General features: G+C 72.7%; 11 protein-coding genes. 9 read left to right on the top strand and 2 right to left on the bottom strand.

The annotated features are described in order from the left end of the window. From AC1MIR_RS23105 to AC1MIR_RS23065, 9 genes are all read left to right on the top strand, one after another. Window positions 1-1,054 (top strand): SLC13 family permease (locus tag AC1MIR_RS23105; RefSeq protein WP_480030534.1); only part of this gene is annotated, 1,054 nt, incomplete at its 5' end. 75 nt (window positions 1,055-1,129) lie between these two features. Next, window positions 1,130-2,482 (top strand): ferredoxin reductase family protein, encoded by a 1,353-nt coding sequence (locus AC1MIR_RS23100; RefSeq protein ID WP_480030533.1) that lies wholly within the window; start codon window positions 1,130-1,132, stop codon window positions 2,480-2,482. Between the two features lie 96 nt (window positions 2,483-2,578). Further along, entirely contained in the window at window positions 2,579-4,666 is a 2,088-nt protein-coding gene (locus tag AC1MIR_RS23095; RefSeq protein WP_480030532.1) for a hydantoinase/oxoprolinase family protein, read from the top strand. Window positions 4,667-4,683: 17 nt separating this feature from the next. Then, entirely contained in the window at window positions 4,684-6,258 is a 1,575-nt protein-coding gene (locus AC1MIR_RS23090) for a hydantoinase B/oxoprolinase family protein (RefSeq protein WP_480030531.1), read from the top strand. Window positions 6,259-6,283: 25 nt separating this feature from the next. Beyond that, window positions 6,284-7,252 carry a Bug family tripartite tricarboxylate transporter substrate binding protein gene (locus tag AC1MIR_RS23085; protein ID WP_480030530.1) on the top strand — a complete coding sequence of 323 codons (969 nt, stop codon included), beginning with the start codon at window positions 6,284-6,286 and terminating at the stop codon, window positions 7,250-7,252. Continuing rightward, the gene (locus AC1MIR_RS23080) at window positions 7,249-7,986 is read left to right on the top strand and encodes a class II aldolase/adducin family protein (protein ID WP_480030529.1); all 738 of its coding nucleotides are present in this window, start codon (window positions 7,249-7,251) and stop codon (window positions 7,984-7,986) included. The genes AC1MIR_RS23085 and AC1MIR_RS23080 overlap by 4 nt, the downstream gene beginning before the upstream one ends. After that, a complete protein-coding gene (locus AC1MIR_RS23075) occupies window positions 7,986-8,945 on the top strand; it encodes a Bug family tripartite tricarboxylate transporter substrate binding protein (protein ID WP_480030528.1) in 960 nt (319 codons plus the stop codon). The genes AC1MIR_RS23080 and AC1MIR_RS23075 overlap by 1 nt, the downstream gene beginning before the upstream one ends. After that, the gene (locus AC1MIR_RS23070; protein ID WP_480030527.1) at window positions 8,945-9,277 is read left to right on the top strand and encodes a cupin domain-containing protein; all 333 of its coding nucleotides are present in this window, start codon (window positions 8,945-8,947) and stop codon (window positions 9,275-9,277) included. Before AC1MIR_RS23075 ends, AC1MIR_RS23070 begins: the two co-directional genes overlap by 1 nt. Beyond that, a complete protein-coding gene (locus AC1MIR_RS23065; protein ID WP_480030526.1) occupies window positions 9,270-10,322 on the top strand; it encodes a beta/alpha barrel domain-containing protein in 1,053 nt (350 codons plus the stop codon). The genes AC1MIR_RS23070 and AC1MIR_RS23065 overlap by 8 nt, the downstream gene beginning before the upstream one ends. Here the strand turns inward: AC1MIR_RS23065 and AC1MIR_RS23060 are convergent. Both AC1MIR_RS23060 and AC1MIR_RS23055 read right to left on the bottom strand, forming a co-directional pair. Further along, entirely contained in the window at window positions 10,286-11,125 is an 840-nt protein-coding gene (locus tag AC1MIR_RS23060) for an IclR family transcriptional regulator (protein WP_480030525.1), read from the bottom strand. The genes AC1MIR_RS23065 and AC1MIR_RS23060 overlap by 37 nt on opposite strands. A gap of 84 nt (window positions 11,126-11,209) precedes the next feature. Beyond that, window positions 11,210-12,112: a LysR family transcriptional regulator gene (locus AC1MIR_RS23055; RefSeq protein ID WP_480030524.1), complete on the bottom strand. Its 903-nt coding sequence runs from the start codon at window positions 12,110-12,112 to the stop codon at window positions 11,210-11,212. Window position 12,113: the final 1 nt, after the last annotated feature.

The following is a 12,113-nucleotide window of genomic DNA, read 5'->3' as shown; positions in this document are numbered from 1 at the left end:
GGGGGCGCGGGCTCGGGGGGCTGTGCTGCTTGTCCCTCGGGGGGGGGGGCGCGGCGGCCCGCGCTTCGCGGAAGGCGACCACCTGCTGATCGCGGGCCCCCCGGAATCCGCCGCCGCGCTCGGCGCCGCGCTGCACCTGGCCTTCCGGCTGGAGGATGCGGCGGCGGACATCCAGGATTCGCTGTTCAACCGCAGCTCCGGCCTGGCGGAGGTGATGCTGCCGCCGCGCTCCGCGATGGTCGGCACCACGGTCTATCCCGGCATGGTGACGGAGAGCGGCGACCTCGTGGTGATCGCGGTGAACCGCGGCGGCGAGGTGCTGGGGCGTGACGCGGTGGTGCTGCAGGCGGGCGACACCATCCTGCTGCAGGGCAGCTGGAAGGCGCTCGACACGCATCTGAACGACCCGCAGGTGCTGGTGGTGAACTCGCCGGACCTGGTGCGCCGCCAGGCGGTGCCGCTCGGCGCCGGCGCGAAGCAGGCGCTCGCGGTGCTGGGCGTGATGGTGCTGCTGCTGGCGACCGGCCTGGTGCCGCCGGCCGTGGCGGGCCTGCTCGCTGCCGCCGCGCTGGTGCTGACCGGCGTGATGAATGCCGAGCAGTCCTATCGCGCCATCGACTGGACCACGGTGATCCTGGTGGCGGCGATGATGCCGCTCTCGGCCGCGATGGAGCAGACGGGCGCGGCGAAGCTGATGGCCGACGGGCTGGTGGCCATCGCGGGCGATGCCAGCCCGCGCGTGCTGCTCGCCGCGCTCTTCGTGCTGACGGCGATCCTCGGCCAGCTGATCAGCAACACCGCGACGGCGCTGATCATCATCCCCGTCGGCGTCGCCGCCGCGACCGGCATCGGCGTGTCGCCCGCGCCGGTGCTGATGAGCATCGCGGTCGTCTCCGCCGCCGCCTTCCTCACGCCCATCGCCACGCCGACCAACCTGATGGTGATGCGCCCGGGCGGCTACGAGTTCGGCGACTACTGGAAGTTCGGCCTGCCGATGATGGCCTGGTTCTTCATCGTGGCCGTCTTCCTCGTGCCGATCGTCTGGCCGTTCTGAGCCGCCGCGCTTGACCTGCCGCAAGGCAGGGCTGGCGCCGTTCGGCCAGACTGCGCGCCGCTGGGAGGTGGTGCGATGGCCGATGGCGGGAACGCTGGGATCGGGAGCCGGCTGATCGGCGCCCTGCTCGTCGGGCTTTTGCTGCTCCCCCTGGCGCTCGCCTGGCTGCTGGTCGGGCCGGCGCGGCCCTGGCGGGACGAGTTGGCCGGCGCGGCCGGGCTGCTCGGCTTTGCCGGCCTGCTGCTCAGCTTCCTGCTCTCCGGCCGGTTCCGCGGCGTCACGGACAGCATCGGCATGGACCGCACCATGCGCTGGCACCAGGCGCTCGGCCGCGCCGTCGCGGTCGCGTTGCTGCTGGTGCATCCCTTCCTCTACAGCCTGCCCTACGGCCCACCCTTCGCACGGCCCGACGACACGGGTGGCGCCCTGGCCCTCGGCTTCGGCGGGCTGTCCATCCTCACCGCGCTGCTGGCCTGGCTGCTGCTGGCGGTGCTGGTCGCCACCTCGATCCGGCGCGACGACCTGCCCTTCCGCTACGAGACCTGGCGGGCGGCGCATGGCTGGTGCGCGGTGCTGGTCGCGCTGCTCGGCCTGCATCATGCGCTGGCGGCGGGGCGGGCCAGCGCGCATCCGGCCATCGCCGCGCTCTGGCTGATCGGCACGGCGGCGGCGCTGCTCACCCTCGCCTGGGTCTGGGTGGTGCGCCCCCTCGACCTTGCGCGGCGGCCCTGGCGCATCGCCGCGCTGCGCCCGGCGGCGCTCCGCATCTGGGAGGTCGTGCTGGAGCCGGCGGGGCATCAGGGGCTGCGCTTCCGCGCCGGCCAGTTCGCCTGGCTGAAGCTGGACCGCGGCCCCTTCGCGCGCCGCGAGCATCCCTTCTCCATCGCCTCCGCCCCCGCCGAGGGCGCCGCGCTGCGCTTCCTGATCAAGGAGGCCGGCGACTTCACGCGCCGCATCGGCGCGCTGCCCGTCGGCGCACGCGCCTTCGTGGACGGGCCGCACGGCAATCTCGTCGCCGCGGGGCGGCCGGAGCCGGGGATCGCCTTCCTCTGCGGCGGCGTCGGGGTGGCGCCGGCGCTCTCGATCCTGCGCGAGGAGATGCGCGCGACGGCACCGCGGCCGATGCTGCTGCTCTACGGGAACCGCGTGGCGGAGCAGATCGTCGCCGGACCGGAGTTGGCAGCCCTCGCCGCCTCCGGCGCGATCGAACTGGTGCATGTCCTGGGCGAGCCGCCGCCCGGCTGGCCGGGCGAGCGCGGCGTCCTCGACCGCGCGCTGATCGCGCGGCGCTGCGCCGCGGCGGCGCAGGCGGGCTGGCTGTTCGTGCTCTGCGGTCCGCCGCCCATGCTGGAGGAAGCGCGCGCGGCGCTGCGCAGCCTCGGCGTGCCGGCCACGCGGATCCTGGAGGAGCGCTTCGCCTACGGCTGAAAAGCCGGTTGACGCGGCCGCGGCCAGGACGCAAGCTTGCTTCTGGAGGACGTCGTCCTGCTATACAGGACGACGCAAAGCGCCAGGAGAGGGCCGTTGGGCGAAACGCCTGCGCCGCATGGCTATGCGCTCGCCGTGGACATCGGCGGCACCTTCACCGATGTGGTGTTGCGCGCGCGCGACGGCTGCGCCGTCACCGACAAGACGCTGACCACCCACCGCAACCTGCTCGACGGCTTCTTCCGCGCCGTGGACCTGGCACTCGACCGCGCGGGCATCGCGCCCCGCGCGGTGGACGACGTGACCGTGCATGCGACCACCCTGGTCACCAACGCCGTGATCGAGCGGCGCGGCCCGCCGACCGCGCTGGTCACGACCAAGGGCTTCCGCGACGTGCTGCGGATCCGCAACGAGCATCGCTACGACATGTTCGACCCGCAGATCGAATATCCCGATCCGCTCGTGCCGCCGGAGCTGACCTTCGCGCTGGACGAGCGCGTGCTGGCGGACGGGCGCATCGCGACGCCGGTGGATGCGGAGGAGGCGGCCGCGCTGGCGCGGGCGCTTGCGGCGCGCGGCGTGCAGGCGGCGGCGCTCTGCCTGCTCAACGCCTATCGCAACGGCGCGAACGAAGCCGCGGCGCGGGAGGCGATGCGCCGGGCCGCCCCGGCGCTGCACATCGCCATCTCGTCGGAGGTCTCGCCGCAGATCCGCGAATATCCGCGCGCCTCGACGACGGTGATGAACGCCTACACCCAGCCCATCGTCGCACCCTATCTTGCCGCGCTCTCGGCCGAGCTGTCGCGCCGCGGCTTCCCCAACCGGCCGCTGATCATGCTCTCGAACGGCGGGGTGGTCGGCACGCAGGTGGCGGGCACCTTCCCGGTGCGCATGATCGAATCCGGCCCGGCCGCCGGCGCGCTGGCCGCGACGCATTTCTCCGAGCTGCTGGGCGCGGACCGGCTGCTGTCCTTCGACATGGGCGGCACCACCGCGAAGGCCTGCCTGATCCTGGACCGCAGGCCGCTGGTCGCCGGCGAGTTCGAGGTGGACCGCCGCTACCGTTTCAAGCCCGGCAGCGGCTTTCCGATCACCATCCCCTCGGTGGACATGATCGAGATCGGCGCGGGCGGCGGCTCCATCGCGCGGATCGACAATCTCGGACTGCTGAAGGTGGGGCCGCGCAGCGCCGGCAGCGAGCCCGGGCCGGTCTGCTACGGCCGCGGCGGCACCGAGCCGACCGTGACCGATGCCGATGTGGTGCTCGGCCTGCTGGATGCGGACCGCTTCCTCGGCGGCGACATGAAGCTCGACCGCGCCGGGGCGGAGGCGGCCTTCGCGCGGCTCGGCGCGCGGCTCGGCGTGGATGCCGTGGCGGCAGCGCGCGGCGTCTTCGAGGTGGTGTGCGAGAACATGGCCGGGGCGGCGCGCGCGCATGCGACCGATCGCGGCCTGGACTGGCGCGGCCTGCCGATGCTCGCCTTCGGCGGCGCCGGCCCGGTGCATGCCTGCCGCGTGGCGGAACTGCTGGACTGCGCGCAGGTGATCTTCCCGCCGATGGCGAGCGTGCTCTCGGCCTTCGGCACGCTGGTCTCGCCGGTGCGGCTCGATCTCGTGCGCTCCGCACTGGACACGCTCGACACGCTGGACTGGGGCGCGGCGCGCGCGCTGATCGCCGGCATGGCGGAAGAAGGCCGCGCCGCGCTGGCGGAGGCCGGCGTGGAGGCGGCGGGCGCGAGCTTCTCGCTCGGCGTCGATTGCCGCTATCGCGGCCAGCAGAACGAGGTGACGGCGGAGATACCGATGGCGGTCGCGGAGGCGGGCGACGCCGCCGCGCTGCGCGCCGCCTTCGAATCCGCCTATGAGGCGCTCTACGGCATCCGCCTGCCGGATGTGGCGGTGGAGGTCGTCACCTGGCGTCTCGCCGCGCGCGGCCCGATCCCGGCCGCCCCGCCGCCGCCGCTGCCGGGCGGCACCGCGGCCGCGCCGCGTGGCTATCGGCGTGCCGCCGTGGAGCCGTCCGCGCCGGAGGTGCCGGTGTTCGACCGCGCGGCGCTCGCGGTCGGGCAGCGCATCGCGGGGCCGGCAATCATCGAGGAACGCGAGACGACGCTGGTGATCCTGCGCGGCTGGGTGGCGCAGGTGCATGCGTCGGGCGCCGTGATCGCGGAGCGCGCGGCATGACCGGAGGCGCGAATCGGATGCGCACGCAACGCTTCGACGGCATCACGCTCGAGATCCTCTGGTCCAACCTGATCGCGACGGTGACGGAGCAGGCGCGCGCGCTGCAGCGCATCGCCTTCAGCCCGATCGTGCGGGAGGCGGGCGACCTGGCGACGGCGCTGTTCGACCGGCAGGGCCGCATGGTGGCGCAGGCCGTCACCGGCACGCCGGGCCACATCAACAGCCTCGGCATGGCCGGGCAGCATTTCGTCAAGGCCTTCCCGCCGGACAGCCTTTCCCCCGGCGACGTGCTGATCACCAACGACCCCTGGCTCTCGGCCGGGCACTTCTTCGACATCACGGTGATGACGCCGGTGTTCCGGCAAACGGGCAGTGGATTGCGGTGCATCGGCTTCTTCGGCAGCACCATCCACCACACCGACATCGGCGGCTATGGCGTGGGCGCCGGGGCGCGCGACGTGCACGAGGAGGGGCTCTGGATCCCGCTCGCCAAGCTCTACGAGGCGGGGCGGCCCAATGCGCTGCTCTTCGACATCATCCGCCGCAACGTGCGTACGCCGGAGCACGTGGCCGGCGATCTCGCCGCGCAGGTGGCGGCCGGCCGCGTCGGCGCGGAGCGGCTGAACACGCTCTGCGACCGCCAGGGGCTGGACGATATCGAGGCGCTGAGCGCCGCCGTGCTGGAACGCTCGGAACAGGCGACGCGCGATTCCATCCGCAAGTTGCGCGCCGGCACCTTCCAGGGCGAGAGCGTCTTCGACGTGCCGGGTGGGCAGAAGATCATGCTGCGCTGCGCGGTGACGGTGGACCCCGAGGCGGGGGAGATGACGATCGACTTCGCCGGCTCCTCGCCCGAGGCGCCGATCGGGATCAATGTCGTGCTGAACTACACCGCGGCCTATGCGAATTTCGCGGTGCGCGCCTGCCTCGACCCCGACCTGCCGAACAACTGGGGCAGCCTGAAGCCGGTGCGCGTCACGGCGCCGGAGGGCTGCATCGTGAACTGCCGCTATCCGGCGCCGGTCAATGCGCGCCATGTCGTCGGCATGTACGTGCCCTTTCCCGTGCTGAAGGCGCTGCACCAGGTGATGCCGGAGCGCGTGGTGGCGGAGGGCTCGGGCGCGGTCTGGACCATCCAGATCCAGGGCCGCGACGAGGAGGGCAGGCCCTTCACCTCCTCGATGTTCAACTACTCGGGCGGCATGGGGGCGCGGCGCGACAAGCCCGGCCTCGACGCGACCTGCTACCCGACCGGCGTCGCGGCCGTGCCGGTGGAGGTGCTGGAAGCCGCCATGCCGATCGAGTTCACGCGCAAGGAGCTGCGCCCCGGATCGGGCGGCGCGGGGCGCCAGCGCGGCGGCGACGGCCAGGTGATCGGCTACCGGATGCGCACGCGCGAACCCTGGCTGCTGAACGTGGTCGCCAGCCGCACCGAGGTCGGGCCGGAGGGGCTGGAAGGCGGCGGCCCCGGCCAGGCCGGGCGCTTCCTGGTCAACGGCAAGCCGGTGAACGAGGCGCGCAAGATGCTGATGCAGCCGCAGGACGACGTGCTGATGGAAACGCCGGGCGGGGGCGGCTACGGTCCCGCGTAACGACCATGGGGGAGGAGCGCCGAGCATGATCGGACGCCGTTCGTTGATCGCCGCCGCGGGCGGCGCGCTCGCCATGCCCGCCGTCGCGCGGGCGCAGCCCTTGTTCAGCCGCCCGATCCGCTTCGTGATCGGCTTCGGCGCCGGCGGGGCCGGCGACATCACCGTGCGCATGCTGCTGCCGCACATGCAGGCCGAGCTCGGCCAGTCCATCGTCGTGGACAACCGCCCGGGCGCGGGCGGGATCATCAGCGCGGAATTCGTCGCGCGCTCCGCGCCGGACGGCCACACCATGTACCTGCTCACCACCAGCAACATGGCCGCGCCCGCCTTCTTCCGCACCATCCCGTTCGACGTGACGAAGGATTTCGCGCCGGTCGGCCGGATGGTGTGGTACGACCATGTCATCGCGGTGAACCCGCAGCTTCCGGTGCGCAACCTCACCGAGCTGATCGCCTATGCGAAGGCACGGCCCAACCAGCTGAACATCGCCTCGATCTCGGTCGGCAACGCGCAGCATCTCGGCGTGGAGCTGTTCCGCGCCATGGGGCAGGTGCCGATCACCACCGTCACCTACCGCTCGACGCCGGAACTCGCCAACGCGCTGGCGACGGGGGAGGTGCAGGTGGCGGGCGAGTTGCTGGCGCCGATCCTGCCGCAGGTGCAGGCCGGGCGCATCCGGCTGCTGGCGGTGACGGGCCCCTCGCGCTTCCCCTCCCTGCCCGAGGTGCCGACCAGCGCCGAGGCCGGCATGCCGGACTACATCGTGCGCAGCTGGAACGCGATCGTCTTCCCCGCCAACACGCCGCGCCCGCAGGTGGAGGCGATGAACCGCGCCATCCGCCGCGCCCTGACCGTGCCGGAGATCCGCAGCCGCCTGATCGAGCTCGGCGGCCTGCCGGAACCCTCGAGCCCCGAGGAACTGGCCGCGATGATCCCGCAGGAAGTGGCGGCCTGGGGCCGCATGGCACAGCTTGCCGGGGTGCAGAAGCAATGACCGACGGGCCTCCCGCAAGCGACGCGGAGGCCCGTCTTCGCGACGACCTGCTGCACGCCTACCACATCCTCGACGCCGACGGCCAGGCGAGCGGCATCGCCGGCCACCTCACCGCGCGGCTGCCGGGCGCCGATCGCTTCTGGTCGCATCGCTGGGGCGTCGGCTTCGACGAGGTGCGCGCGGACGGGCTGATCGAGGCCGATTTCGATCTTAACACGACGCGCGGCGCGGGGCGGGTGAACCCGACGCTGCACATCCACACGCGCATCTACCTGGCGCGCCCGGACGTCACCTGCATCGTCCACACCCATGGCAAGGCCGGCGTCGCGCTCGGCTGCGCCGGGATGACGCTGGAGCCGATCACGCAGACCGGCGCGATCTTCGCCGACGACGTCGCGCTGTTCGACGAGTTCCACGGCATCGTGCTCGGCACCGACGAGGGCGATGCGATCGCCGCGGCACTCGGCGGCAACCGCGGCCTGCTGCTGAAGAACCACGGCGCGCTGGTGGTCGGCGGCAGCGTGGCGGAGGCCTGCATCGGCATGACCGTGCTGGAATGGGCGGCCGATGTGCAGCTGCGCGCCGCGGCGGCGGGCCGGCTGGAACGGCTCGCGCCGGAAGCGGCCGCGCAATCGAAACGCTTCCTGCTGGCGCCCGAGAATCTCGGGCTGCGCTGGGACTTCATGAAGCGGAAGATCGGCCGCGCAAGGCCGTTCCTGGGAGGACAAGGATGATGAGACGCGCGCTTCTGGCCTGCCTGCTCGCCTTCGCCGCCCTGCCGGCCGCGGCGCAGGACTGGTCGCCCAACCGGCCGGTCCGCTGGATCGTGGGCTTCGCGCCCGGCGGCGTCGGCGACACCACCGCGCGGCTGGTCGGCGCGAAGCTGTCCGACCGGCTCGGCCAGCCGGTGGTCATCGAGAACCGGCCGAGCGCCGGCGGCATCCTGGCGAGCGAGACGGTCGCGCGCGCCGCGCCGGACGGGCACACGCTTCTGCTGGTGACAGCCACGGCCGCGACGGCGCCGCATCTGATGCGCAGCATGCCCTACGACCCGATCAAGGACTTCACCTTCGTCACGCAGGTGGCGAGCTTCCCGCATGTGATCGTCGTCGCGACGAATGCGCCCTATCGCACCCTGCAGGAGCTGATCGCGGGCGCGCGCGCCAATCCGGGGCGCATCAACATGGGCTCGGTCGCCGTCGGCACGGCGCTGCATCTCTCGCTCGAGCTGCTGCGGTCCATGGGCAACATCCCGGCGGAGATCGTGACATACCGCTCGACCGGCGACCTGCTGAACGCCACGGCGACGGGCGATGTCACCGCGGCGATGGAGGTGGCGGCGACGACGCTCGGCCAGATCAGCGGCGGGCGGCTGCGCGCGCTTGCCGTGACCTCGCCGACGCGCGCCACCGTGCTGCCTGATGTGCCGACCGTGGCGGAGAGCGGCCTGCCGGACTATCGCGTCATCACCTGGAACGGCATGGCGGGGCCCGCCAACATGCCGCGCCCGATCGTGGACCGGCTGGCGACCGAGGTGCGCGCCGTGATGGCGATGCCGGAGGTGCGCGACCGGCTGGTGGCGCTGGCGGTGGAACCGGCGGCGAACGGGCCGGAGGCCATGCTCGCGCTGATCAACGCCGACACCGAGCTCTGGGGCCGGGTGATCCGCGCCGCGAACATCCCGAGGCAGTGATGCACATTCCGAAGATCGACTGGAACGCGATCCCCTGGACCGCGGTGCGCCCTGGGGTGGACCGCAAGGCCTTCACCGGCGATGGCGCGACGGTCGCGCTGCACCGCCTGATGCCGGGGCACGAGCCGCGGCCGCACAAGCATCCGAACGAGCAGATCGTCTGGATCATGTCGGGCACCATCGACTTCCACATCGAGGGCGAGGTGCACCGCCTCGGCCCCGGCGGCCTGCTGGTCGTGCCGCCGAACGCGATGCATCACGGCGTGGTGGTGGGCGACGAGCCGGTGATGAACCTCGACGTCTTCACGCCCGCCCGGCCCGAATATGCCTGACTGCTCCATCGCCGTGGGCGGCATCCGCCTGAACAACCCGGTCATCATCGGATCCGGCGACCATGTGATGACCCTTGGCGCGCTGCGCGCGGCGCGCGCGACCGGCGTGGGCGCGGTGGTGGCGAAGAGCATCAACGAGAATGCGGCGGCGAAGCGCCAGCTCGACGGCAGCGACCATGTGCTGCTCGACAGCCGCTGGCGGACGCTGCCCTGGGACTTCGATCCGCCGGACGATGCGATGCTGTTCGGCCGTTCCGGCCTGCACCAGATGGATGCGGATGCCTGGATCGCCGAGGTGGCGGCCGAGGACCGCGCGGCGGCGCAATCCGGGCAGTACGTCATCGGCTCGATCATCCTGGCGGGGCTGGATGCCGCCTGCGACCTGGCGCGGCGCTACCAGGCGGCGGGCATCCGCGTGCTGGAGCTCAACATCGGCGCGCCGCATGGCGACGAGGCGGTGAAGGGCGCCATCATCCAGGAGCGCGCGGCGCATCGCGTGCGGGAGATCACGGCGGCGTTGCGTGCCGCCGTGACGATCCCGCTCTGGATCAAGCTGACCGGGCAGAGCGAGGACGTGGCGGCGCTGGCCGAGGCGGCGAAGCAGGGCGGCGCGGATGCGGTGATCGTGATGGGCCGCTTCATGGCGCTGGTGCCGGATGTGGAGACGCGCGCGCCGATGCTCGGCACCGCGGGCGCCATCGGCGGGCCCTGGGCGCTGGCGCTGACCTGCCGCTGGCTGGCGCAGACCCGCAAGCGCGTCGGCAGGGATTTCGCGCTGCTCGGCACCAATGGCGCGCGCAGCGGCCTGGACGTGGCGCGCTTCCTGCTGGCCGGCGCCAGCGCGGTGGAGATGACGAGCGCAGTGATGGCCGGCGGCTTCGACGTCGCGCGCCGCGCCGTGCAGGATTTTTCCGACTATCTCGCGCGGACGGGTGGTAGCGCGAGCGATCTGGTCGGCGTGGCAGCGGATCGGCAGCTCGGCTACGGCGTGCAGCCGGACCGGCCGGGCTACTGGCGCGAATTCGTCCCGCCCGAGGCGCGGTAGCGCGCGGAGCCGAGCCTTTCGCTGATCTCGCCCGCGGCCGCGTGCAGCGCGGCGAGCATCGCCGCATCCGGCGGGTCGCGCACGAACTGCACCGAGCCGACCAGCCCGATCGAGCCGGCCAGCACCTCGCCGGCCGCGAAGATCGGCGCGGCGAGGACGTTGATGCCGAGCAGCGTCTCCGACGGCGCCGTCTCCCACAACCTCTCGCGCACCGCGGCGAGCCTTGCGCGCAGCGCGGCGGGATCGGTCATGCTGGCGGGTGTCGGCGCCTCGAGCTTCGCGGCCAGCGCGCGGTCCTGCAACTCCGCCGGCGCGAAGGCGAGCATCACGCGCCCCTGCGCCGAGCAGTGCAGCGGCGGGCGGTTGCCGGGCTGCACGGTGATGGAGACCTTGTTCGATGCTTCCAGCGCATGCACGACCAGCGGCTCGCCGCCCGTCGGCACGGCCAGCAGCACGGATTGCCCAGCCGCATCGCGCAGCCGGTGCATCGCGGGCTCGGCGACGCGACGGAGGTCGAACTGCTCGCCCGCCGCCTGGCCGATCTGGAACAGCCGCCAAGTGAGGTGATAGCGGTCCGAGGCGGCGTCCTGCGCGACCAGCCCCGCCTTGCGCAGCGTGACCAGGTGGCGGTGGACGCGGCCCTTCGGCTCGCCAAGCTGCCGCGCGAGGTCGGAGACGCCGAGCGCGCGCCCGGCCAGCGCCATCGCCTCCAGCACGCGCACCGCCATCAGGACGGAGCGGACGGCGGCGGTGCCTTCCGCGTCCTCCTCGGCGGGGCCGGTCGTGGCCGCTGCGTCGTTCATGCGCCGCCGGCGCTCCCCATCTCGCCCCGGGGAAAGCATGAGGGGGCGTTGGCGGCCTGGTCAATCGTGTCGCGCGATGCCCGGTCACGGCTCCCGCAGGCGCGCCAGCTCTTCCATCAGCAGCCGGGTGAGCTGGCGCGCGGGCGCGGTCGGCGTGCGGCCCTCGGCGACGAGCAGGCCGACATGCAGCGCGTTGATCGCCGCATTCTCGAAGGGGCGCCACACCATCTCCCCGCGCGCGATCTCGTCGAGGAAACCGAGGCGCGTGAAGAAGGCGATGCCCATGTTGAGCCGCAGCGCCATCTTCAGCGCCTGGATGGAGTTGGAGACCAGGCGCGGCTTCAGCGTGGCGCGGAAGCGTGCGAAATCCGGGTCTATGTCCGCCGAGCGCGGCAGCGGCCCCGCCTGCGCCAGGAAGGGGAAGGCGGCGGCGTCCTGGAAGGCGATGCTGCGCCGCGCCGCCAGCGGATGGTCGGATGGCATCACCACGCCGATCGGCGCCGCGAACTCGGCGGCGAAATGCACGGCGCGGCTGCTGCGCGCGACGAAGGTGAAGCCGAGATCCGCCGCGCCATCCGCCACCAGCTCCGGCACCTCCGCCGGCGCCACCGCATCGAGCGCGTAGGAGACGGCGGGGAACTTCGCGCGGAAGCGATCGATCGCGCGCGGCAGGAAATCCACCAGAAGGCTGTCGATGGCGACGACGGTGACATGGCCGGAGCGTGCGCCGCGCAGGTCGTCGATCTGCGCGCGCACCGCGTCGAAATCGTGCAGCGTCGCGGTTACATGGCGCAGCAGCAACTCGCCGGCGGCGGTCAGGCGCATGCCGCCATGCAGCCGGTCGAAGAGCTTCGTGCCGAGCTGATCCTCCAGCTTCAGGATCTGCCGGTTCAGCGCGCTGGCCGCGACGTTCAGGCTGGCCGCCGCGCGCCGGATGGAGCCGAGCCGCGCCGTCTCCCGGAAATAGGCGAGCGCGGCGGCGTGCACG

The sequence above is a fragment of the Falsiroseomonas sp. RANM36 genome, assembly GCF_056682175.1.
Note: the sequence above shows the minus strand (reverse complement) of the source record. Positions and strands in the feature narration are given on the sequence as shown.

Excerpts from the sequence above, each read along its gene's own strand:
- AC1MIR_RS23075 (WP_480030528.1), top strand. The coding sequence starts at position 7,986 with ATGAGACGCGCGCTTCTGGCCTGCCTGCTCGCCTTCGCCGCCCTGCCG.
- AC1MIR_RS23085 (WP_480030530.1), top strand. The coding sequence starts at position 6,284 with ATGATCGGACGCCGTTCGTTGATCGCCGCCGCGGGCGGCGCGCTCGCC.
- AC1MIR_RS23100 (WP_480030533.1), top strand. The coding sequence starts at position 1,130 with ATGGCCGATGGCGGGAACGCTGGGATCGGGAGCCGGCTGATCGGCGCC.
- AC1MIR_RS23065 (WP_480030526.1), top strand. The coding sequence starts at position 9,270 with ATGCCTGACTGCTCCATCGCCGTGGGCGGCATCCGCCTGAACAACCCG.
- AC1MIR_RS23080 (WP_480030529.1), top strand. The coding sequence starts at position 7,249 with ATGACCGACGGGCCTCCCGCAAGCGACGCGGAGGCCCGTCTTCGCGAC.
- AC1MIR_RS23070 (WP_480030527.1), top strand. The coding sequence starts at position 8,945 with ATGCACATTCCGAAGATCGACTGGAACGCGATCCCCTGGACCGCGGTG.
- AC1MIR_RS23090 (WP_480030531.1), top strand. The coding sequence starts at position 4,684 with ATGCGCACGCAACGCTTCGACGGCATCACGCTCGAGATCCTCTGGTCC.
- AC1MIR_RS23060 (WP_480030525.1), bottom strand. The coding sequence starts at position 11,125 with ATGAACGACGCAGCGGCCACGACCGGCCCCGCCGAGGAGGACGCGGAA.